Source organism: Microbacterium petrolearium (assembly GCF_054782875.1).
In genome coordinates, this window is sequence record NZ_BAAGRQ010000016.1 from 23,602 (window position 1) to 44,975 (window position 21,374).

Below are 21,374 nucleotides of genomic sequence, written 5' to 3' on the forward strand. Positions count from 1 at the left end.
CCAGAACGCACACCGCTGAGCGGACATCCCTGACCGTGCCGGGGCCGGTGCCCGCCGGTGTCGCTGTGACCGTCACCACGCAGACAGGACCCGCCGAATCGCCCACCGACGAAGTGTCGTAGCCGGGTACGGCACCGCGTTGACCGCCGGCAGCGCCGTCCTCCTGACCGCCGCGATCCTCGCGCTGCTCACCCTCAGCGGCCGCACGACGACGGCCGCACGACAGGGCGGAGGGCTGACCCGGCGACGCTCGGTGACTGAGCAGGCAGCGGGACAGCGCCGGTGTGGGCGACTATCAGCCTCGGCGTGGCTGCGTGGACGCCGCGGAGTGCTCTCCGCGTCCGCTGCCCTGCACCCGCTGGATGCGGAGGCTGTTGTAGACGACGAGGACGGAGGACAGCGACATTGCGGCGGCGGCGATGAGTGGGTTGAGCAGGCCGGCGGCGGCGATGGGGATGGCAGCGACGTTGTAGCCGAACGCCCAGATCAGGTTGGTGCGGATCGTCCGGAGGGTTCTGCGGGAGATCGTGAGCGCGTCGGGGACGACCAGGAGATCCTCGCGGACCAGGATGATGTCGGCCGCTTTGAGCGCGATGTCAGTTCCGGCGACGAGGGCGAGGCCAAGGTCGGCAGTGGCCAGTGCGGTGGCGTCGTTGATCCCGTCGCCGACCATGGCCACGCGCCTTCCCTGCGCCTGCAGGTCGCGGATGACGTCTGCTTTCGTCGTGGGCATAACGCCGGCGTGCACCTGGTCGATGCTGAGCGTGTCGGCGATCTGTCTGCCCGCAGCTGGGGAGTCCCCAGTGAGCAGGACGGTGTGGAGCCCTTGGGAGCGAAGGGCGGTGATGGTCTCGGCGGCGTAGGGCTTGAGGGTGTCGGCGAGCTGGAACGCACCGATCAGCTCTCCGTCGCGAGCGACGAGCACGACCGTGCGCCCGTTCTCGGCTGCGGCGCCCAGGTCTGTGTCCGCCCGGGTGATGTCGATGCCGCGCGTGCGGAGCAGCTCGGCGTTGCCGATGAGCACGCGGGCCGCGGCGATGTCCGCCTCGGCGCCGAGGCCGGGGAGTGCGGTGAATGTCTCGAGGGGGAGCAGGTCGGTGACGTGACGGGTCGCGGCGTTCTCGATGGCGCGGGCGATGGCGTGCTCGGATCCTCGTTCCACGGAGGCGGCGATCCGCCACAGCTCGTGCTCGGGGACGCCGTAGGCGGTGGCGGATTCGACGGACATCCGGCCGGTGGTGAGCGTGCCGGTCTTGTCGAGGACGACCGTGTCGACGCGGCCGGATGCTTCGAGCGCGTCGTGGCCCTTGATGAGGATGCCCAGGGACGCGGCGCGACCGATGCCGACCATGAGCGCGGTCGGCGTGGCCAGCCCCAGGGCGCAGGGGCAGGCGATGATGAGCACGCTGATGCCGATCCCGAACGCCTGCTGCAGCGGTGTGCCGGCCAGCGCCCATGCGGTGGCGACGATCACGGCGAGGACGATGACGACGGGCACGAACCAGGTCACCACGCGGTCGACGAGAGTCTGGACGCGGGCCTTGCGAGCCTGCGCCTGGTCGGTCAGCGCGGCCATCTGGGCGAGCCGGGTGTGCGCGCCGACCGCGGTGGCGGTGATCTCGAGGCGTCCGTCGGTGCTGATGGTCCCGCCGGTGACGTCGTCGCCAGCGGCGACCGCGGCGGGGAGGGGCTCGCCGGTCATCATGCTGGCGTCGACGGCGGCGGTCCCACCGCGGACGATGCCGTCGGCGGGGATGGTCTCACCGGGGAGGACGATGAAGACGTCTCCGGTTCGGAGCGTGCCCGCGGGCTCGATGGTCTCGACGCTGTCGCGGAGGACGCGGACGTGGGTCGCGGCGAGGGCGTTGAGGGCGCCGAGGACGTCGCCGGCCTTGCGGCGCGAGCGGGTCTCGAAGTAGCGGCCGGCGAGCTGGAAGGTGGTCATCCCGGCGGCGACATCGAGGTAGATCGAGTTCGCCCCGGCGGGCGTGAGGCCGAAGCCCAGCCAGTACCCGCCCTGGTCGTCGCCGAGGCCGAACAGCAGCGTCGCCACGGCCCATCCGAACGAGGCGGCGATACCGAGGGACACGAGCGTATCCATGCTGACCATGCCGTGTCGGAGGTTGCGGAGCGTGGCCCGATGGAAGGGCCAGGCGGCCCAGGTCACGATCGGCAGCGCGAGCAGCACGCAGACCCATTCCCATCCCGGGAACCGCCAGCCCGGAACGAGGGCGAGCACGATCGTGAGGTCCATCAGCGGCACGGTGAGCAGCGCGGCGAGCACCAGGCGGCGACGCAGCGAGGTGATCCGGTTCTCGGTGGCGCGTGCGGACCAGGTGTCGTCGGCGCCTTCGCGGACATGCGCCCCGTATCCGGCGTTCTCAACCTGCTGGATGGCGCGCGGCGCCTCGGTCAGCGGCAGGCCGGTGATCACCGCGCGTTCGGTGGCGTAGTTGACGGTCGCGGTCACCCCCTCGAGCTTGTTCAGGGCCCGCTCGACGCGGCCGGCGCAGGCCGCGCACGTCATCCCGGAGACGTCGAGCTCGAGCGCCTCGACGACTGGTGCCGCAGTGGGGGTGAGGGTCATGGTGCGGGATCCTCCGGGCGGGGCTGCTCGGGTCGCGCGGTTGCCGTGTCGCGGTCGCTGAGACGTTGCAGCATCCGGTTGTAGACGTCGAACTCGTCATCGCGACCGGTGTCGAGATGACGGTCCTTGCGGCGGGCCTCCCGAGCGTCCTGCCGTCCCCACTGGATCGCGAGGATCGTGATCACGATCATCAGGGGAATCTCCCCGCCCGCCCACGCGACCCCGCCAGCGAAGTATTGCTGCGCGGGCAGGTCTGCCCAGGGGAGCGCGAGGTTGAGGTAGAAGTCCTCGGCGATGATGAAGTTCCCGGTCATCAGGATGACGCCGAAGAACGCGTGGAAGGGCATCGCGGCGAGCACGTAGCCGAGCTTGCCGATGTGCGGCAGCGGCCGGGGAGGACGGTCCACGCCGATCACGAGGCTGTAGTACAAGTAGCCGATGACGAGGAAGTGCACGTTCATCATCTGGTGCGCCCAGTGGAACCGCATCAGGGTGTCGAAGATGCCGGTGAAGTACAGCCCGTAGTACGAACCGACGAACAGCACGAACACCAGCAACGGGTTGTAGAGGAACTTCAGCACCGGCCAGTTGAGCACCCAGGTGAGCCAGTCATGCCAGCCGGCCGGGGCGCCGCGGACCGAGCGAGTCGCGCGCAGCAAGAGCGTGACCACACCGCCGAGGACGAGGAGGGCGGGGGCGAGCATGTTCAGCGACATATGCACGATCATGTGCACCCCGAAGTCGGGAGCAGAGTACTTCCCGAAGCCGGAGCTGGTCGCGAACACGACGACCGCCCACCCGGAGATCCACGCGATCGTGCGCCCGACCGGCCAGGAGTCGCCGCGTCGACGCAGCGCCCGCACGGCAAGGAGGTAGACCGTGACCGCCGTGGCCGCGAGACCGAGGAACAGCAGATTCGGGCGCCACTGCGTGAACAGAACCACGGGAGTCGGCGCATCGGGCACGTCGAACCCCATGAAGACCTTCGTGATGCTGGACGGGGCGAAATACTGCGGCGGCGGCTGCCGGGTCATCGCCACCGCGACCCCGAGCCATCCCGCGACCGCCAAGGCCATGACCGTCATCAGCACGGTGATGTGATGAGCGCGCAGGAGCGAGCGCCGCATCAGCGACCACGCCCACAGCACCGCCGCGACAACGACGATCAGACAGGTGGCCCCGGCGATGATCAGCCACCCCGTCAACGAGGCGGTCACGACGCCACCGGAGAGCTTGAACAGGGCGATGATCAGATCGGAGACCAGCAGCACCGGCAGGGCGACCACGGCGACGGCGAACAGCCGCCGCAGCGTGACCGGTGCGATACGCCGACCCGAGGCTACCCGCAGCGCCGCCACGACCACCGACCCGAAGAACACGTTCACAGCCAGCGTCTGGAACACCGCCGCGTCGCCGCCGAAATCATGATCCGGGCCGACGAGCACCTGGCCGGTCACAACCGGCGCGAGCACCGCCACGATCGCCGCCCACAGCGGGATCAGCATCGCGGTCCAGCGGTCGGCGAAGTACGCGCCGAAGAAAACGATCATCGCCGCACCGAGACTGATCGTCCAGGCCCGCGGCGCATCGCTGGTCTGATACAGGAACTCGAACGCTCCAGGGATCATCAGCCGCGCAAGAGGAGAACCGCTCGCATCAAGAGACTCGAACACCACCATGCCGGCCGCGCACACCGCCCAGACGGCAGAGGACACGCGCAACACCTTGATCTCGAACCCCTCCGGGATCGACCATGCCGATCGCGCGGCCGCGTCCCGAAGGAACAGGATGTGCACGAGCGCCCCGATCGCGATCATGCTGCTGGCCTGGCCCACGACGTTCAGCACCGACGTGACGACGGCGACATCCACGCCCGGATAACCCAGATGGATCTGGTCAAAGGGTCGTTCGCCAAGCAGAACCGAGACGGTCACCGGCACCGCGACCGCGAGGACCAGGAAGCCGACGAGGAGGAGAGCAGCAAGACCCCGACGGACGGACGGCTGGGGTCGAGAACGCTCCGGAGTCGCAGCGGCGCCCTCGACGGCGAGGTCAGACATCAGCGCCGACGGGAAAGGACCTCAGCTCGAAACCGGCATCCTCCACCGCCCGCTGCACGGCCGTGCGCGTCACGGGGCTGTCGCTGACCAGCTGCACGCGACCCGAGGCGCTCTCGACCTGCACGCGGGTGACTCCGCGGAGGGTCGTGAGCTCAGCCGTGATGGCACTCTCGCAGTGCGAGCAGGTCATCCCGTTCACCCAGAACTCAAGCTCCGCCACTGCGCACCCTTCCCGCGACAATCCACGCAACTCTACATCATGTAGTTGTGGAGATTACGGGGGTCGAGCCCCGCTTACTCACTGTCCTCACGCCCCGAACAATAGTCAGCTTATACTGACCGTACATCGGCTGGTGACCAATGAGGGAGGGGTGTGATGATCGCCGCGGCAATCGCTCTGGGCCTGTACTTGGCCTACCTGCTTGTCACGTTCGGGCTGCGCGCATGGCTGCTCTACCGAGGCACCGGCACCACCGGATTCAACGGCTTCACCGAACAGCCAGGATCAGCGGGCTGGTGGGGCGGAGTCCTGTTCGCCGTCGCCGTCCTGACCGGCCTCGCCGCACCGATCCTGCAGCTGACCGGCGCCATGCGACCAATCGCCGTCCTGGACAGCACTCCGGTGTTCATCGCGGGGATCGTCGTCACCCTCGTCGGAGCAGCGATCACCCTGGTCGCGCAGCAGGCGATGGGCCGGTCATGGCGCGTCGGCGTCGACCACGATGAGACCACCGAGCTCGTTCGAGACGGCATGTTCGCCATCGTCCGCAACCCGATCTTCACCGCCGTCATCCTCACCGCGATCGGCCTCGCCCTGATCGCCCCGAACCCGGTCGCCATCGCTGCCGCTGTCATCCTGATCCTCGCCATCGAACTGCAAGTGCGCGCCGTCGAAGAGCCCTACTTGATCGACACCCACGGCACCGCGTATCTCGACTACGCGCAAACGGTCGGCCGGTTCATCCCCGGCGTCGGCAAGATCGCCCGCACCTGACGCGAAGGCCTGCGGAAGGTCGCGTCCGGATGCTGGCCTCTCCGGTGTCAGATCCGGATCGGCTCCGGCAGCCGGCGGCGCGCCGCCGTCGGCCAGCGCCGGAGCGTGAGGCGCTCGGCTCTGACAGCCAGGCCGGGGTCGTCCGTCGCGGCCGCGAGCCGGGTCAGGGCGTTGGCGAGGTGCGCGGCTCCCGCCTGCCGTGCCGCGGCGTCATCCGCGACCAGCTCGATCAGCAGGCTCGTGGCGCGCTTGAGGCCGCGGCCCGCTCGCAGTGCTCGAGGGAGGCACAGGGCATTCAGCTCGGCGATGCGCATCGCCCAGCCATGGCGAAGACGCAGATGGGCGTACTCGTGCGCGATCACCGCCTGCAGCTGTGGCGCCGTCAGCAGATCCCGCATACCGGAGGACACCAGGATCTCCGCGGGTCTCCCCGGCGCGGCGCACGCCACAGGGGAGGGGGCGTCGAACCAAACCAAGGTGAACCCGCGGCGCTCCTCACGCGCGACCGCAATCGGGACCAGACGAGCGAGCGCCTGCTGGTGGGAGTGAGCCAGAGGCTCAGCCGACACGCCGACGAACGCGATCCCGGCACCGATCGCACCGACCCCGAGCCACGCGGCCATCGTGACCATGATCGCCTCGGCCGCAGTGGGTGCCGCTCCGGCGTTCAGAGCCGCGGCGATCGTCGTGACGACGGAGCCGAGGACCAGCACGCCACCGCCGAAGAACGCCCCGAACCACAGCGTCAGAGCGATCCGCGGATGCCGCACCTGCCAGTGCCCAACGGTCAGCACGCGCGGAGCGAGCATGAGGACCAAGACGGACGCGGCAAGAAGGGCGCCAGCGGTGATCACGGCGTCACCGACGCTTCCGCGAGGAACCCGACGTGATCGCCGCGCGAAGGAGCTCGACGTCCTCTGCCGCGAGGTTGCCCGCGAAGCTCAGCAGCGCCGCCTGGCGATCCTCGGCACCGTCCAAGGCGGTCATCATGGACACGCTGGCGTGCTCATTCTCGCTCTGCGCCGCATGGAAGCGAACCTTTCGGGGCGAGTCCCCGGAGCGGACGACCTGCCCTTTCTGATGCAACCGCTCCAGCGTCGTCATCACCGTGGTGTACGCGGGCGTGTGACCCGTGAACTGTTCCTGGATCTCCCGCGCGCTCACCGGCTGGGCGGAGCCCCAGAGGATGCGCATGATCTCCGACTCGAGCTCGCCGCGTTCACGCGTGCGTTCACCGGGCATCGATCGCCTCCTCGCGGAAACTCTACAAGATGTGGATATCCGGATCAGGCTCCAGGGGGTCACCCGTTCATCAACAGCAACATCGCCGCCATCCCCGCCGCCATCGTCGCATGACAGGCGACATGCAGCCGGTGATGGCGAGAGGCGATGAAGCGGTAAGCCCACCACCCGAATGCAGCGACGCTGAGAACCACGAAGCACGCGTTGATCGCGTCAGCCCACGCCGGGGTGCTCATCAGGGTGAGGCCGCCGTCCGCCACGGTCTCATGCCCTGTGGTCATGCCCGCCTCCGGTGCATGACTCATGCCCATTCCTGCCATCAGCAGCGGCATCGCCGCGAGCATCCAGACCATTGCCGCATTCAGTAGGACGTGCCCGACCAGGTCGACACGCTGCGCTGCCGTCTCCCCCCGGCGAATCGACGGCAGGAGCGCGATCGTCAGGACGGTGAACAGGCCAGCCTGCGCCCACAGGGCAAACTCGGACTCCATAGACCACGCCATCCAGATCATCGCGGCAGACATCAGTAGGTGGTTGAGGTCGATCAGGATCTCCCCGCCGAACCGAGCCTGCTTGCGTCGAATCCGCCCCAGCCGACCAGCCAGATCGAACGCACAGACTAAGCCCGTGAAGGCGAACGCGAGCGTGAGAATGAGATTCCAAGGGGAGCCGATCACACCGAAGAATCTACTACAAGATGTAGAGATAATCCGGCCTCGCGGAGAATGGCCATCCTTGTCGACACATTGTTCAGCTGGCGATGTATAGTCATTGCATGCTGACTATTGCTTCGCGCGTCGACGTCATGAACAGGCTGGGTCGGGCGATGGCCGACCCGACCCGGTCGCGGATCCTGCTCGAACTGCTGTCCGGACCTGGGTATCCCGCGCGTCTGTCGGAGACCCTGGGGCTGACCCGCACGAACGTGTCGAACCATCTAGCGTGTCTGCGCGGGTGTGGGATCGTCGTGGCGACGCCGGAGGGGCGGCAGACCCGGTACGAGATCGCCGACCCGCACCTCACCAAGGCCATCACCCTGCTGGTCGACACTGTGCTCGCCTATGACGACGGCGAGCCCTGCATGGACGAGCACTGCGACGTGCCGCTGTGCTGCGCGCCCGTCGACGAGGCAGCAGGGGAGGGGGACCGGTGAGCGAGGAGTGCTGCGGCCCGGACGAGCCTCGCAAGCCCGTGGCGACGGTGCGGCGGATCCCGCTGCGCACACTGCCGCCCTCGGGAGACGCCTGCTGCGGCCCCGAGCCTGATGCCGTGCAGCGGAAGGCTCCCGCCCGTCATGACGCTGGTGACGCGTGCTGCGGCCCGGATGAGGCGGCGCACGGCCACGATGACGAGCACGGCGAGGTCGAGCACGAGGTGCGGCCGCCTTGGTGGCGTGACCCGGCGCTGCTCCCGTCCGCCATCGCCGGCGTGACGCTCCTGGCCGGATACCTCTTCGAGTGGTCCGGAGTGCCGGTTCCGGCACTGGTGCTGCAGGGGATCGCGCTGCTCGCCGGCGCGTACACGTTCGTGCCCGGCGCGATCCGCCGACTGCTGCGCGGACGCCTCGGCGTCGGCCTGCTGATGACGATCGCGGCCGTCGGCGCGGTCGCCCTCGGCCACGTCGGGGAGGCGGCGACCCTGGCGTTCCTGTTCTCTCTGGCCGAGGCGCTCGAGGACCGGGCGATGGACCGGGCGAAGGAGGGGCTGCGGGCTCTGCTCGCGCTGATCCCGGACTCGGTGCGTGTCTCCCGCCTGGCCGGGGATGTCACGATCCCGGCCGCGGAGGTCCGGGAGCTCGATATCCTCGTCGTCGGCGCGGGGGAGCGGGTCGCCACCGACGGCGTCGTCGTCGAGGGCCGCTCGAGCCTGGACACCTCGGCGATCACGGGGGAGTCGATCCCGGTCGAGGTCGGCCCCGGCAGCGTGGTAGCCGCCGGATCCGTGAACGGCTCGGCCACCCTGCGGATCGAGGCCACCGCGGACGGCCGCGACAACTCGCTCACCCAGATCGTCGAGCTCGTCGAGCAGGCCCACGCCCGCAAGGGCGAACGCGCTCGCCTGGCCGACCGCATCGCCCGCCCCCTCGTGCCGATCGTGCTGATCGCCGCCGCGCTGGTCGCCGTCTTCGGATTCATCGTCGGCGACCCCGGCCTGTGGATCGAGCGGGCCCTGGTGGTGCTCGTCGCCGCCTCGCCCTGCGCGCTGGCCATCGCCGTGCCCGTGACGGTGATCAGCGCGATCGGGTCGGCGTCGAAGTTCGGCGTCGTGATCAAGTCCGGCGAAGCTTTCGAGCAGTTCGGCACGATCCGCACCGTCGCGCTCGACAAGACCGGCACCCTCACCCGCAACGAGCCCCAGGTCGTCGAGATCGAAGCCGCCGCCGGCCGCACGCGCGAAGACGTGCTCGCCCTCGCCGCAGCCCTCGAAGCGACCAGCACCCACCCGCTCGCCGCGGCGATCACCGCCGCCTCACCCGGCACCGCCCCAGGCGAGGACGTCGTCGAGGAAGCCGGCCACGGCATCATCGGCCGTGTCGGCGCCACGCGCCTGCGGGTCGGCAACGTGCGCTGGCTGAACCCCGGCCCGCTGCAGAGCAGGGCCGACGACATGGCCGGCGCAGGGATGACCGTCGTCGTGGTCGAAGCCGACGGCCAGATCGCCGGACTCATCGGCGTCCGCGACGAGCTGCGGCCGGAAGCGGCCGAGACCATCCGGATGCTGAACGCACAGGGCATCCGCACCGTCATGCTCACCGGCGACAACGAGCGCACCGCCCGCGCCCTCGCCGCACAGGCCGGTGTCACAGACGTGCGCGCCGAGCAGCTCCCGAAGGACAAGGCCGACGCCATCGCCGCGCTCGTCGCCGAAGGCCCCACCGCGATGGTCGGCGACGGCATCAACGACGCCCCGGCCCTGGCGACCGCCACGGTGGGGATCGCGATGGGCGTGAAGGGATCGGCGGCCGCGATCGAGTCCGCCGACATCGCCTTCACCGGCAATGACCTCCGACTCATCCCCGGCGCCCTCGCCCACGCCCGCCGCGGACGCCGCATCATGACCGTCAACATCGGCCTCGCGCTGGCGATCATCGTCGTGCTGTTCCCCCTCGCCCTCTTCGGCATCCTGGGACTTGCCGGGGTGGTGCTCGTCCACGAGGTCGCCGAGGTAGTTGTGATCCTCAACGGCGTCAGCGCCGCCCGGCGCCCCGCATCGACCCGACTGCAGCAGCCGGCCGAACTGCAGCCGGCGCTCACGCATGCATAGATCGCACCGAGGCGGCCTCGTTGCCAGCTGCACTACCGGCCACCTGAAAGCGGCATCCATCCTCTCCTTCGTGATCCGGGATGGCCTGGACGAACAACCCTGACCGCCCACCCTCTCGCCCGAAGGACACCCCCGCTGATGAGCACCCGGACGAAGCCCCGTTCTGCCCCGACCCCGCCGCCGAAGAAGCGCATGAGCACTCCGCTGAGGGCCACGATGATCTCGATCATCGTGGTGCTCGTGCTCGTGATCGCCGCGACCATCTACGTGATCGCTACCCGCCCGCAGGCCCCTGACCCGGCCGGAGCCGAAGGTGCGCTGCCGGGCACCCGGAACAACACGCACGTCCTGGACCAGGCCGGCCCGGATGCGCCGACACTGGTGGAATTCCTCGATTTCGAGTGCGAAGCCTGTGGAGCCGTGTACCCCGCAATCGAGCAGGTGCGGGAGCAGTACGACGGAAAGATCAACTATGCGTTCCGATACTTCCCGATCCCCAGCCATGTGAACTCGATGAACGCTGCCCTCGCCGTCGAGGCGGCGGCGCAGCAGGGCCAGGCTGAGGAGATGTACGACATGATGTTCCAGAGCCAGTCGGGATGGGGTGACCAACAGGTCGACCACTCCGACCTGTTCCGAACGTTCGCCGAGGGGATGGGGCTCGACATGGCCGCATACGACGCGGCCGTCGCGGACCCGGCCACCAGGGAGCGGATCGAGGAGGACTCGGTCGACGGCCAGTCGATGGGCGTCTCCGGCACGCCGACGTTCTTCCTCGACGGGGAGAGGCTCGAGCTGACCCAGCTCAGCGACCTTACCGACGCCCTCGACCGGGCCATCGGCGACTAGCTTTCCCCTCCTCCTCGGCCCCCGCCGACGTATGATTTCGGTGTGCCGAAAAATGCCCTTGTTGGGCGTGTTGCTGACGAGGCGACGATCCGCCGGTCGCCTCGTCGCTTGGCATGGCTGATCGGGCCGGCACTCGTCGCAGGGGTCGCCTACCTCGACCCTGGGAACGTCGCGAGCAACATGACCGCGGGCGCCCGATACGGCTACCTGCTCGTATGGGTCGTCGTCCTGGGCAACGTCATGGCGTGGCTGATCCAGTACCTCTCGGCCAAGCTCGGTGTCGTTACCGGTCAGAGCCTTCCAGAAGCGCTGGGCCACAGAATCCGGAGTCCGTGGGGGCGGCGCGCGTACTGGCTGCAGGCGGAGCTCGTCGCGATGGCTACCGATATCGCCGAGGTGATCGGCGGCGCCGTCGCCCTCTACCTGCTCTTCGGCGTGCCACTGCTCTGGGGAGGTCTCATCACAGGGGCGGTGTCGATGACACTGCTGATCGTGCAGTCGCGCGGTGGCGCCAAGCCATTCGAGTTCGTCATCATGGGACTCGTTGCGGTGATCGCGATCGGTTTCGGCTACGGAGTCTTCGTGGCACCCCCCGACGGCGCCGGAGTGGCCAGCGGTCTCATGATCCGGTTCGACGGCACGGATTCAGTCCTGCTGGCTGCATCGATCCTCGGGGCGACGATCATGCCCCACGCGATCTATGCTCACAGTGCGCTATCGCGAGACCGCTTCACTGCAGTCTCGGCGCAGAACGGAGCGAAAGCGGCCGCGACGGTGTCACGGGGGGTGCCCCTGGAGAACCTCCGCGGGATCTCGACCTCTCGACTGCTACGCGCCACCCGATGGGATGTCACGATCGCGATGCTGATCGCCGGCACGGTGAACCTCTGCATCCTGTTGCTGGCAGCGGCCAACCTTGCAGGTGTGAGCGGAACCGACACGCTCGAGGGCGCATACGCCGCCCTTCACGACGGCATCGGCCCGGCCGTCGCGACGCTCTTCGCGGTCGGCCTGCTCGCCAGCGGGCTGGCGAGCACATCGGTCGGAGCGTATGCGGGCGCGGAGATCATGCGTGGCCTCCTCCTCGTCCGAGTCCCGCTGCTCACCCGGCGACTGGTCACGCTCATCCCAGCTCTCGCGATCCTCGCCTTCGGCGTCGATCCGACACTCGCGCTGGTTCTGAGCCAGGTCGTGCTGTCCTTCGGCATCCCGTTCGCGTTGATTCCCCTCGTCGTCCTGACTGCGAACAGGGGATTGCTCGGCAGATTCCGCAATCACGGAATCACGACGGCGGCCGGGATCGCGGCATCGGCCTTCCTCGTCGTGCTGAATGCGCTGCTGCTGTGGCTCATCTTGACCGGTAGGTAAGGCGGGCTCTCTCTCATGAATCCGTCTTCGGCGTTCCGGCACATCCTCGGCGGTGTCGTCCTGGTGGCGTCAGTATGGGGGTCGGGATGCCTGCCCGCCGTAGCCGCCCAGGAGGTCTCGGTTTCACCTCCGCCCGTCGCAGCGACCGAGATCGTGGCCGAGACCCTCGCTGCCGACCCGCCCGTGGCGAGCATCGAGCCGCACACCGATCCGACAGCCACGACGGACAGGATTGCCGGCGGGTCAGAGGATCCGTCGACCGGGGGAGTGCTGGCGGCGATCATCGGAGGGAGCATCCTGCTCGGCGCCGCTGGCCTGATGATCCTGTCCGTCTGGTTGCGACGCTACGCAGCACGGATCGGACGCAAGCCCGAAGCGGATCCACCGGGCCGCTGATCCCCGATCCTGCCCTAGGCCGCCAGACGCCCGCGGCCTCAGTGGGAGGGGCGGTCTTCGTGGTCGATACCAGCGTGCTCTTTGCCACGCTCGAAGCCCAGGAGGCGAAGAGCGTTGGCCACGACGATGAGTGTCGAGCCCTCGTGGATGAGCACCACGGCACCGATGTTCAGCCCGATGAAGGTGGCGATCACCAGGAGGACGACGATCGCGAGGCTCGCGATGAGGTTCTGACGGATGATCCGGCTGGTCGCGCGGCTCAGACGCACGGCGAACGGGACGCGTCCCAGGTCGTCGCTCATGAGAGCGATGTCACAGGTCTCCAGTGCGACGGTGGAACCGGCAGCCCCCATCGCGATGCCGATGTCCGCGCGAGCCATCGCGGGCGCGTCATTCACGCCGTCCCCGACCATCGCGATGGGGCGATGCGTCTCGGCAAGACGAGTGATGTGCGCAACCTTGTCCTCCGGCAGCAGCTCACCGATTGCGGTGTCGACGCCGACCTCGCGGCCGACGGCATCCGCGACGCGCTGGTTGTCGCCGGAGATCATCACGAGCTGGCCGACGTTCGCGCTTCGCAACACGCGGAGCACCTGCGCGGACTCGGCGCGAGAGGTGTCCATCACGCCGACGACTCCCAGGAACCGATCACCGCGTCGGACGATCATCAACGTCTGGCCGGAGTCGCGCGCCTCCGTGTAAGCGATCTCGACTGACGAGGGGAGGGTGAGGCCCTGCTCGTCGAACATCCGCAGGTTGCCGACCTCGACGATCTCTCCGTCGACCGTGGCACGTACACCGCGGCCGACGACGGCGTTGAGGTCCGACGCCTCGACGCGCTCCGCCTCGGACACCTGACCTGCGAGGTCGCGGACGATCGCTGCTGCGAGCGGGTGATCGCTGAGAGACTCCACGGCGACCAGGATGGGGACGAGGAGGCTCCCGTCCACGCCGTCCACGGGAGTGACCGACGTCACCTGCGGGTTGCCCCAGGTGAGGGTACCGGTCTTGTCGAAGGCCATCGCCCTGACGCGCCCCAGGGTCTCCAGCGGAGCACCGCCCTTGACCAGCACGCCGGCGCGGGCCGCTCGGGCGACTCCAGCGAGAACGGCCGCCGGCGTCGCGATGGCCAGTGCGCACGGGCTCGCGGCCACGAGGACAGTCATTGCGAGATAGAAGGCATCCGTGAACGGCTGCGAGAACACGGACATCGCGACCACCAGGGTGGCGGCCACGCCGAGGATCACCGCGGGCACGTACCACCGCTGGAAACGGTTGATGAACTGCTGCGTCGGTGACGCAGCCTGGTCGGCCGTGCGGACCAGCTCGACGACTTTGCTCAGCGTCGAGTCCGCGGCTGTCGCCGACACCACGACCTCGAGCACCCCGGAGCCGTTCACCGTGCCGGCGAACACGCGATTCGAGGCCGGAAGGGTATCGACGGTGCGCATCGCCCGCTCGCGATCCGCGACCGGCTCCTTCTCGATGGGCATCGACTCACCGGTGACCGCCGACTGGTCGACGGCCGAGATCCCGGCGATCACGAACCCGTCCGACGGGATCCTCGAGTTCGGGCGCACCATCACGACATCACCCACCACGATCTGCTCCACCGGAACCTCGACGGGATCGTCGTCCCCGCGGCGTACCAGGGCGGTCCGTGGTGCGAGCTCAGCCAGCGCTTCGATCGACTTGCTGGCGCGGCTCATCGCGTATTCCTCGAGAGCGTGGCCGAGGCTGAAGAGGAACAGCAGCACTGCGCCCTCCGCCCACTTCCCGATCAGGGCGGCGCCGATTGCGGCGACGATCATGAGGAAGTCGACCTCGAACTTGCCCCGCAATGTCGATGCGACCGCCGTGCGGACAGTGAAGAAGCCACCGAAGAAGTAAGTGGCGATGAACAGGACCAAGGGCAGACCCATCAGCGGCAAGCCGACCGCATACTCTGCGATCATCCCCGCGGCGTAGGTGATGCCCGCCACGATGGCGAACCACAGCTCCCATCGGGCGGAGCCGTGCGCGTGCTCCTCTATGACGGCAGGAGATTTCGTGGCAGTCGAGGTAGTCATACCTCAACAATACATCACAAGAACATGATACTATGATGTATGTGAATGATAATCGTGCTCATGAGAGAGGAACTCGCCTATGAGCAGTTCGGTGGAACCAGCGTCCGCTCCGCTGTCAGCGGGGGATGCCGTGCGGCTAGCTGAGATCATGCGGGCGCTGGCATCACCAGTCCGGCTCCGCATCCTGAGTGTGCTGCGCATCCATCCCAGCACGGTGACCGATCTCGGCATGCAGCTCGGCATCGGACAGACGACGCTCTCCAACCACCTACGGCTTCTCCGGAATCTCAGCGTGGTCCGCGGCGATCGTGACGGACGGCACATTCACTATGTGCTGTTCGATGATCATGTCGCAGATCTTCTCGACGAAGCCATCGGACACCTCCGCCACCTTCCCGGCGATCGTTGACCGCTTGACATTAGCCGAACACGGCGGCGGGCCATTGGGTGGGTGTGCTAATTCTCATTAGTCGGTCGTCATTGCACGTCTTTTGAGGAATGGATCTCAGCCGAGTTCGCCTGTGATCACCACGCGGGTGACCGCGGGGTCCTGCAGTGCGTCGCAACCGGCGTCGATTTCATCCACAGCGATTTCCTTCGAGATGGGCTCGTCGAGTCGGAAGCGGCCCTGCAGGTACAGGTTTGCGTGAAGCGGGATGTCGTGCTTGGGCGTTGTAGAGCCCATGTCGACGCCCCGGGATGCACATTTGTTTGCCGATGAGGCCGATCCTCTGCATCGGCACTGTAGCGGTGGGGTCCAGGAGGGCGGCCCAGCATAGGCCTTCGCCCGGGCGAGCTATGCCTACGACCTCCTGGGTGACGGCGGGGATTCCGACGGGATCGAACGCGCCAACCGCACCGCGTTCAGTGATCCGCTGCACCTCGGCGGCCGGATCGGTGGTGGTCGAATTGATGGTGTGTGTGGCCCAGAATAGCTTGGCCTTCTCGAGCTTGTTGTCGGCGACATCGACGGCGATGAGCGTGGCTGCGCGGGCGACCACGGTTCCATTCATCGCGTTTAAGCGCACACTACCGACCGGCTCTTCGCTGCCCAGCGCACAAGGCTCGGTCTCCAAAGCGATGCCGCTCAGATGCCCTGACGAGTCACCACAGGTTCGCTCTGCTGCGGTCGCCCGATGACGGGGCGCGGCGTGCCCAGCCCTCGTACCCGCTCGCCGACGGCCTGCGCCACCTTCCTTGTACCGGCTACCGTGGCGTCCCGCGCAGCCCGGTGCAGTCTCTCCTGCCCGTGACTGATCGCGTCCGCGACACGTTGGCTGCTGTGTCGCATCAGTTCCGATGCGGGCATCCACGTCAGCCGCGACCGGTCCTTCACCTGGGCGGCGATGCGCTCCCGACGCGCCGCCAACGCCGGGTCCGACAAGCGAGCCAGCGCGTCCGAATCCATTTGCGCCGTCTCCACATGCTCCGCCTCCGCCTTTCGTTCCGACGCCACAGTCACTACCGTGTCCCTGCCATCGCGCTCCAGTGGGATGTACCGCTCGTCGTCACCGGTGTTCATGATTCCTCCTTCTCCGCGGTGGTTTCGGACCGCTTCGCGACTGATTTCATCCACCGTCCGACGGTCGTCGGATGGACACCGAGCTCAAGCGCGATCTGTCTGTTCGACAGACCCTGCATGCTCAATCGGATCGCGTCTTCAGGCCTGCCCATATCCGCGCGGGCCCGGCTCGGCGTAGATGATGCCGCGTGCGTGTTCTCTGCCGCGACTGCTGTCCTCACTGTTCCGGACATCAACGCTTGAACCGGCATACGCTCGGACCTTCCTTCCTGCACCAGGGTCGTGGCCGGGTCGACATCGGCATCCTCACCGACGGTCGGCATGGCGCGGCGGTAGCGGCCCAGCTCCACAGTCAAGTGCGTGGCCGCAAGCAGTACGATCGGTGGCACCGATGCCACGAGCGCCGCCACTATGCCGGGCACGGTTTCGTCGGCGGCGACCAGCGCGTGCGTGATATTCGCCGTGATCGACACTAGCGCCGCCCCGCCCAACAGCAGCCATGGATACCGGGTCGCCGCCCGCCCATACGGCGACAAAGCGACCACCGACATCGTCGCGATGACGATTACCCCGTCCACGATCAACGGCCATACCCACGCGAGCCCCACCGCGGTGCCCGCGCGGGACGCGAGGTCCGCGAGCGCGGTGAACGATAGCCAGAACGCTCCCACTCCCAGCAGCACCGTGCCGATGATGGACGCGCCCACCACCCATGCGCCCATCCGCCGTTCCACGGACGTGCTCGTTGACGTCGTCACAGCGCTGGAACCGACACGTCAATGCTCGTCGTCGATCGAACGGGTGCCGCCCCGCCCAACTCGACTGTCCGGGCCTGCGACGTCTTGCGTTCAGCGCCAGGGCCGGAGCGGTCAAGCCCTGGTGGGTAACCGTCGCCGATGCCCGCATCCGGCAACTTGTCGAGGATATCCAATGCCACGCGACGCACCCGCTCGCCGGTCTCGCGCACCACGTCCACCGGTTCCTTGTCCGCCACCGACTGCGCCCACGTCGCGACGTAGGGAATCGTGTAGTCGCTGGTGTCCATGCCGTATGCCGCGCCGATCATCATCGCGACCGACTCCGCCTCCACCTCTCGGATGCCGCGATGATGGGTGACGGCCTCAACCGGATCGTGCATACGGACGTGCCCGAGTTCGTGCGCCAGCGTCTTCACCCGCGCTGCATCGTCCATGTCCGCGCGAACCGCGACAACCTTCGTGTCGTAGATCGTCACGCCATTCGCTCCCCAGATGGAAGACGCATCCGCCGCGTCCTGCAACTCGAATCCCTCCGTCGCGACCTGCGCGGCGAGCCCCGCCCACAGCCCAGCCGGCGCCTCTCCCTCCAGCAGCCGCGGCATTGGCCGCTCCGGGATCTCCGACCCGCTGGTCTGCGTCACATCCCACACGTACGCAGGCTTCACGTTGACGATCTTCGAACGCACCACCTCGCCCGCGGCAGGCTTCTCCCGAGCCTGCAATCGGCGCCACGACATCGGATCGGAAGGATCTTTCGACGCGAACCGCCCCATCACCGGGGCGTAGATCATGTACCCGGACTGGCCCTTGTCCACCGACCGGTCAAGTTGCTTCCACTGGTTGAACCCCGCTACGTACGTCGGCACCGGCGTCGACACTCGCCCCTGCTCGTATGCGTCAGCATGCTGGGCGTAGATCAGCAGGGTGTTCCGAAAACTCCGCGATCTGAACCGGGCTGCGAACTCGATTGCCCGCTTCCAATCCTCACCCGTCGTCAGCCCCGCGACGGCAGTCTCGAGCTTCTCCGCCATCTCGTCGAGCTTGGTTTCACGCGCCGCCTGTACTTCGGCCGGGGAACGTCTCATTCGGGCCACCCAGACCACCGCCTTCACGTCCGCACCGACCACGCTCGGATCGGCTATTCGTGAGGACAGGTGCGCGCGTCACACCCCACAAGTCCGTGCCGGAGGTAGCCACGCGTGCGCGTCACTCCCTAGCCGCCAGCGCAGGTGTGCCGGACAGGTCCTCGAGAACGCACCGCTGGCTCCGTGGGCCATGGGCCATCACGCCTACTTGCCACCGTGCACGGCCCATCCTGGTCGCCGTCGCGCGCAGATTTCATTCCCCGAGTTGCGGGCTGCCGCTGCCGCCGCTTCTGCACGGATAGTCAGGCGGTCACCGCTGACGCGGTGGCAGCACTGGTTGGGCAATCCTGCGGATTGCCTTTCGGCTGCTTGATTGTGCGGGACCATTCCCTTCTGCGCAAGGCACGCAAAAACTCTCCCCGATAGTCGATCTCCTTCCCCTGGTGTCGGGAGGAGATTTTTTGACTCTTCGGCCTTGCGCATTCATTCCTGGCCCCTTTTCTCGGCATGTGCCGAAAGGCAATGGCACGGAGGGAACAGCCACACCACCCGGTGTGACCGCCCTCCGGGATTCAGGAAAGGAACCGAAAGCCATGACCATCATCGACACCACCCCGACCCAGGCCGCAGACCTCACCCCCGCCGAGGAGGCCGTGCAGGGGCCGGAAGTTCGCCGGATCAGCCCCCACACCCTCGTCGTGGAGGACAACATCCGTTCACAGGTCGACCTCGACCGGGCATTCGTCAACTCGATCAAGCTCCACGGCGTGATCGTGCCCATCCTCGCCCACCCCGACCAGAACGGGAACATCATCGTCCGCGACGGACAGCGCCGCACCCTCGCCGCCCGCGAGGCCGACGCCGAGGACGTTCCCGTCTACGTCGTGGACGCCTCCGACGAGAAGCGCATCCGCATCATCCAGCAGTACATCACCAACGAACACCGCGCAGGACTCACCGACACCGACCGGGCCGAGGCATGGCGGCAGTTGGCGCTGGACGGGATGAGCGTCACCGCCATCGCCAAACAGACCGGCACCAAGCGCACCACCGTCAAGACCGGCCTCGCCGTCGCCGAAAGCGACATCGCCAAGACCGCCGTCACCCAGCACGCCCTCACCCTCGACCAAGCACTCATCCTCACAGAGTTCGAGGACGACCCCGACGCGCTGGCCGAACTCACCAGCATCGCCGCACACGACCCGGAATCGTTCGACCACTACGCCCAGCGGCACCTGGACGACAAGGCCACCAAGGAAGAAATCGCGGCCCTGCGCGCCCAGTACGAAGCAGACGGATACACCGTCATGGACTACCCGGCATGGGGCGACGAGGACGTGGCTTTCCTCCACGACCTGCTCACCGCCGACGGCGAGCGCGTCACCGAAGAGAACTACGCAGGCAAAGACGGGCACGCCATCGCTATCGGGGAGCGGTGGGGGAGCATCGACATCGCTCACGTCGTCGTGAACTGGCGCGAGCACGGCCTGACCTCCATCCGACACAACCAGCCCAACACCCGATCCGGGTCGATGACCGAGGAGGAGAAGGCCGAACGCCGCCGCGTCGTCGCCAACAACAAGGCATGGGTCAGCGCGGAAAAGGTGCGCCGCGCATGGGTGACCAAGTTGCTCGGACGCAAACGCCTGCCCTCCCAGGCACTTGCATTCGCGGCAACCGTGATCGCAGACAACCGGCACGAGGTCGCGCGCGCCGCAAGCGACGGGCACGACATGGCAGCGACCCTCCTCAGCCTCGACGGCCAGCGCCACTACGGACAGCCGCACCCCATCGCCGCGATGACCCAGGCCACCCCGACCAAGGCAGGACACGCCCTGCTCGCCGTCGCACTCGGCGCTCTGGAAGCGGCAACCAACAAGAACAGCTGGCGCAACCCCAACGAGTCCACCCGCCAGTACATCGACCAGCTCGCCGCATGGGGATACACCCTCTCCGACGTCGAAACCCTCATCACCGACCCCGACAGCGCCACCCGCGCCGAGGACACCCCCGACGACGAGACCCCCGTCGAGGAAACGGATGCCGAGGAGACGAGCGACGAGGAGCCGGAGGCCGACACCGGCGAGGAGAACGGCACGGACGACGTCGACGCCCCCGAGGCAAGCGACACGGACGAGGACGCCTCGACCGACGCCGGGGCCGAGGTCGCGGACGCGGCCTGACCTGCCGTCAACAACCACAGGGGCCGGTCATCGCATCGCCGGTGACCGGCCCCACCCCCTCTTTCCGTTTCACGACCTCACACGAGCAGACATCATGAGCACCAAGATTCTCGACCGCATCACCGCCGACCCCGACCAGCAGGAACGCTACGCACGCATCGCGCTGGCCTGCCTGACTACCCCCGGCGAACCGAACACGCCCGCCGTTCACCTCACCGGCACCAACGGCCCCGCCGTGGTCCAGCACACCCTCGACACCCTCCCGCCCGCCATCGCTGAGCGGACCGTCATCGACGCCCTCGACAGCGCCGCAGACGGCACACACCGGGTACTCATCCCCACCGACCCGGAATGGCCGGCAGGGCTCGACGACCTCGGCCCGGAACGACCCGTCGCCCTCTGGACATCCGGAGACCTCGACCTCCTCACCGACACCCCCGCCCGTGCCGTGACGATCACCGGAGCCAGAGCCGCCACGAGCTACGGCGACCACATCGCCGCCGAACTCGCCCACGACCTCACCCGAACCGGGCACAGCATCGTCACCGGAGGCGCGTACGGGATCGACGCCGCCGCCACGCGCGCAACCCTCGCCGCATCCGGGCACCCCATCGTCGTCCTCGCATCCGGCATCGACCGCCCCTACCCGGCAGGCAACACCGGCCTGCTACATCAGGTCACCGAGCACGGCCTCGTGCTCACCGAGACCCCGCCGAGTCTTGCACCGACCCGCTCCCGGTTCGTTGCACGCACCCGCATCCTCGCAGCGCTCGCCGCTGCAACCGTGATCGTAGAGGCCGGAGCACGCTCGGGCGCACCCCAGGTCGCGCACACCGCGCACCGCCTCGCGCGCACGGTGGGAGCAGTGCCCGGCCCGATCACGAGCGTTATCTGGGTGCTGTCAAGGGGGTGAAGCAAGATTGTGCGGGAGCGGCATGTAATCGACGTCAGTTACTGGCAGGCGAGCTCGTACCCGCTGTGCTTGGCGATGGGGCGG

The 21,374-nt window shown here is 67.9% G+C and carries 20 protein-coding genes; 9 read left to right on the plus strand and 11 right to left on the minus strand.

The features are described from left to right. Nucleotides 1–295: 295 nt before the first annotated feature. From ACYVJ0_RS11665 to ACYVJ0_RS11675, 3 genes are read right to left on the minus strand one after another with little or no spacing between them, the layout of a single operon-like run. Nucleotides 296–2,587, minus strand: a complete 2,292-nt coding sequence (locus tag ACYVJ0_RS11665) for a heavy metal translocating P-type ATPase (RefSeq protein WP_292735363.1) — start codon at nucleotides 2,585–2,587, stop codon at nucleotides 296–298. Continuing rightward, complete coding sequence (locus tag ACYVJ0_RS11670; RefSeq protein ID WP_292735365.1) at nucleotides 2,584–4,647, minus strand: cytochrome c oxidase assembly protein; 2,064 nt, start codon at nucleotides 4,645–4,647, stop codon at nucleotides 2,584–2,586. The genes ACYVJ0_RS11665 and ACYVJ0_RS11670 overlap by 4 nt, the downstream gene beginning before the upstream one ends. Next, nucleotides 4,640–4,867, minus strand: a complete 228-nt coding sequence (locus tag ACYVJ0_RS11675; protein WP_292735368.1) for a heavy-metal-associated domain-containing protein — start codon at nucleotides 4,865–4,867, stop codon at nucleotides 4,640–4,642. Before ACYVJ0_RS11675 ends, ACYVJ0_RS11670 begins: the two co-directional genes overlap by 8 nt. 156 nt (nucleotides 4,868–5,023) lie before the next feature. Here ACYVJ0_RS11675 and ACYVJ0_RS11680 point away from each other — a divergent pair, with 156 nt between their 5' ends. Continuing rightward, nucleotides 5,024–5,641 carry a methyltransferase family protein gene (locus tag ACYVJ0_RS11680; RefSeq protein ID WP_292735371.1) on the plus strand — a complete coding sequence of 206 codons (618 nt, stop codon included), beginning with the start codon at nucleotides 5,024–5,026 and terminating at the stop codon, nucleotides 5,639–5,641. Nucleotides 5,642–5,688: 47 nt separating this feature from the next. On the opposite strand, the gene ACYVJ0_RS11685 is transcribed toward ACYVJ0_RS11680, so the two are convergent. From ACYVJ0_RS11685 to ACYVJ0_RS11695, 3 genes are read right to left on the minus strand one after another with little or no spacing between them, the layout of a single operon-like run. After that, on the minus strand, nucleotides 5,689–6,495 hold the full coding sequence (locus tag ACYVJ0_RS11685) for a M48 family metalloprotease (protein ID WP_292735374.1): 807 nt from the start codon (nucleotides 6,493–6,495) through the stop codon (nucleotides 5,689–5,691). Between the two features lie 4 nt (nucleotides 6,496–6,499). Further along, nucleotides 6,500–6,883: a BlaI/MecI/CopY family transcriptional regulator gene (locus ACYVJ0_RS11690; RefSeq protein ID WP_292735377.1), complete on the minus strand. Its 384-nt coding sequence runs from the start codon at nucleotides 6,881–6,883 to the stop codon at nucleotides 6,500–6,502. A gap of 59 nt (nucleotides 6,884–6,942) precedes the next feature. Further along, complete coding sequence (locus ACYVJ0_RS11695; protein ID WP_292735380.1) at nucleotides 6,943–7,560, minus strand: DUF5134 domain-containing protein; 618 nt, start codon at nucleotides 7,558–7,560, stop codon at nucleotides 6,943–6,945. Nucleotides 7,561–7,658: 98 nt separating this feature from the next. Between ACYVJ0_RS11695 and cmtR the strand changes: the two genes are divergently transcribed. From cmtR to ACYVJ0_RS11720, 5 genes are all read left to right on the plus strand, one after another. After that, the gene (cmtR, locus tag ACYVJ0_RS11700; RefSeq protein ID WP_292735383.1) at nucleotides 7,659–8,036 is read left to right on the plus strand and encodes a Cd(II)/Pb(II)-sensing metalloregulatory transcriptional regulator CmtR; all 378 of its coding nucleotides are present in this window, start codon (nucleotides 7,659–7,661) and stop codon (nucleotides 8,034–8,036) included. Between the two features lie 116 nt (nucleotides 8,037–8,152). Then, the gene (locus ACYVJ0_RS11705; RefSeq protein ID WP_414683165.1) at nucleotides 8,153–10,147 is read left to right on the plus strand and encodes a heavy metal translocating P-type ATPase; all 1,995 of its coding nucleotides are present in this window, start codon (nucleotides 8,153–8,155) and stop codon (nucleotides 10,145–10,147) included. A gap of 192 nt (nucleotides 10,148–10,339) precedes the next feature. Beyond that, the gene (locus ACYVJ0_RS11710) at nucleotides 10,340–10,996 is read left to right on the plus strand and encodes a DsbA family protein (protein ID WP_292735386.1); all 657 of its coding nucleotides are present in this window, start codon (nucleotides 10,340–10,342) and stop codon (nucleotides 10,994–10,996) included. 87 nt (nucleotides 10,997–11,083) lie between these two features. Further along, complete coding sequence (locus ACYVJ0_RS11715; protein ID WP_292735420.1) at nucleotides 11,084–12,364, plus strand: Nramp family divalent metal transporter; 1,281 nt, start codon at nucleotides 11,084–11,086, stop codon at nucleotides 12,362–12,364. A 15-nt stretch (nucleotides 12,365–12,379) separates the two neighbouring features. Further along, nucleotides 12,380–12,760 carry a hypothetical protein gene (locus ACYVJ0_RS11720; protein WP_292735389.1) on the plus strand — a complete coding sequence of 127 codons (381 nt, stop codon included), beginning with the start codon at nucleotides 12,380–12,382 and terminating at the stop codon, nucleotides 12,758–12,760. A gap of 38 nt (nucleotides 12,761–12,798) precedes the next feature. Here the strand turns inward: ACYVJ0_RS11720 and ACYVJ0_RS11725 are convergent, their stop codons facing one another. Further along, complete coding sequence (locus ACYVJ0_RS11725; RefSeq protein WP_292735392.1) at nucleotides 12,799–14,829, minus strand: heavy metal translocating P-type ATPase; 2,031 nt, start codon at nucleotides 14,827–14,829, stop codon at nucleotides 12,799–12,801. 79 nt (nucleotides 14,830–14,908) lie between these two features. Here ACYVJ0_RS11725 and ACYVJ0_RS11730 point away from each other — a divergent pair, with 79 nt between their 5' ends. Next, nucleotides 14,909–15,238 (plus strand): ArsR/SmtB family transcription factor, encoded by a 330-nt coding sequence (locus tag ACYVJ0_RS11730; protein ID WP_292735394.1) that lies wholly within the window; start codon nucleotides 14,909–14,911, stop codon nucleotides 15,236–15,238. A 169-nt stretch (nucleotides 15,239–15,407) separates the two neighbouring features. On the opposite strand, the gene ACYVJ0_RS11735 is transcribed toward ACYVJ0_RS11730, so the two are convergent. From ACYVJ0_RS11735 to ACYVJ0_RS11750, 4 genes are read right to left on the minus strand one after another with little or no spacing between them, the layout of a single operon-like run. Further along, complete coding sequence (locus tag ACYVJ0_RS11735) at nucleotides 15,408–15,905, minus strand: zinc-binding dehydrogenase (protein WP_460817977.1); 498 nt, start codon at nucleotides 15,903–15,905, stop codon at nucleotides 15,408–15,410. Nucleotides 15,906–15,916: 11 nt separating this feature from the next. After that, nucleotides 15,917–16,351, minus strand: coding sequence for a hypothetical protein (locus ACYVJ0_RS11740; protein WP_292735397.1), 435 nt, complete (start codon nucleotides 16,349–16,351; stop codon nucleotides 15,917–15,919). After that, complete coding sequence (locus tag ACYVJ0_RS11745) at nucleotides 16,348–17,085, minus strand: DUF2637 domain-containing protein (RefSeq protein WP_460817979.1); 738 nt, start codon at nucleotides 17,083–17,085, stop codon at nucleotides 16,348–16,350. The genes ACYVJ0_RS11740 and ACYVJ0_RS11745 overlap by 4 nt, the downstream gene beginning before the upstream one ends. Before the next feature lie 20 nt (nucleotides 17,086–17,105). Continuing rightward, nucleotides 17,106–18,236 (minus strand): ArdC-like ssDNA-binding domain-containing protein, encoded by a 1,131-nt coding sequence (locus ACYVJ0_RS11750; RefSeq protein ID WP_460817980.1) that lies wholly within the window; start codon nucleotides 18,234–18,236, stop codon nucleotides 17,106–17,108. 551 nt (nucleotides 18,237–18,787) lie between these two features. Between ACYVJ0_RS11750 and ACYVJ0_RS11755 the strand changes: the two genes are divergently transcribed. Both ACYVJ0_RS11755 and ACYVJ0_RS11760 read left to right on the plus strand, forming a co-directional pair. Next, nucleotides 18,788–20,377: a ParB/RepB/Spo0J family partition protein gene (locus tag ACYVJ0_RS11755; RefSeq protein WP_460817982.1), complete on the plus strand. Its 1,590-nt coding sequence runs from the start codon at nucleotides 18,788–18,790 to the stop codon at nucleotides 20,375–20,377. Between the two features lie 94 nt (nucleotides 20,378–20,471). Continuing rightward, entirely contained in the window at nucleotides 20,472–21,290 is an 819-nt protein-coding gene (locus ACYVJ0_RS11760; RefSeq protein ID WP_460817984.1) for a DNA-processing protein DprA, read from the plus strand. The last annotated feature ends 84 nt before the right edge of the window (nucleotides 21,291–21,374 follow it).

Excerpts from the sequence above, each read along its gene's own strand:
- ACYVJ0_RS11725 (WP_292735392.1), bottom strand. The coding sequence starts at position 14,829 with ATGACTACCTCGACTGCCACGAAATCTCCTGCCGTCATAGAGGAGCAC.
- cmtR (WP_292735383.1), top strand. The coding sequence starts at position 7,659 with ATGCTGACTATTGCTTCGCGCGTCGACGTCATGAACAGGCTGGGTCGG.
- ACYVJ0_RS11730 (WP_292735394.1), top strand. The coding sequence starts at position 14,909 with ATGAGCAGTTCGGTGGAACCAGCGTCCGCTCCGCTGTCAGCGGGGGAT.
- ACYVJ0_RS11680 (WP_292735371.1), top strand. The coding sequence starts at position 5,024 with ATGATCGCCGCGGCAATCGCTCTGGGCCTGTACTTGGCCTACCTGCTT.
- ACYVJ0_RS11690 (WP_292735377.1), bottom strand. The coding sequence starts at position 6,883 with ATGCCCGGTGAACGCACGCGTGAACGCGGCGAGCTCGAGTCGGAGATC.
- ACYVJ0_RS11760 (WP_460817984.1), top strand. The coding sequence starts at position 20,472 with ATGAGCACCAAGATTCTCGACCGCATCACCGCCGACCCCGACCAGCAG.
- ACYVJ0_RS11670 (WP_292735365.1), bottom strand. The coding sequence starts at position 4,647 with ATGTCTGACCTCGCCGTCGAGGGCGCCGCTGCGACTCCGGAGCGTTCT.
- ACYVJ0_RS11740 (WP_292735397.1), bottom strand. The coding sequence starts at position 16,351 with ATGAACACCGGTGACGACGAGCGGTACATCCCACTGGAGCGCGATGGC.
- ACYVJ0_RS11755 (WP_460817982.1), top strand. The coding sequence starts at position 18,788 with ATGACCATCATCGACACCACCCCGACCCAGGCCGCAGACCTCACCCCC.
- ACYVJ0_RS11665 (WP_292735363.1), bottom strand. The coding sequence starts at position 2,587 with ATGACCCTCACCCCCACTGCGGCACCAGTCGTCGAGGCGCTCGAGCTC.
- ACYVJ0_RS11710 (WP_292735386.1), top strand. The coding sequence starts at position 10,340 with ATGAGCACTCCGCTGAGGGCCACGATGATCTCGATCATCGTGGTGCTC.
- ACYVJ0_RS11720 (WP_292735389.1), top strand. The coding sequence starts at position 12,380 with ATGAATCCGTCTTCGGCGTTCCGGCACATCCTCGGCGGTGTCGTCCTG.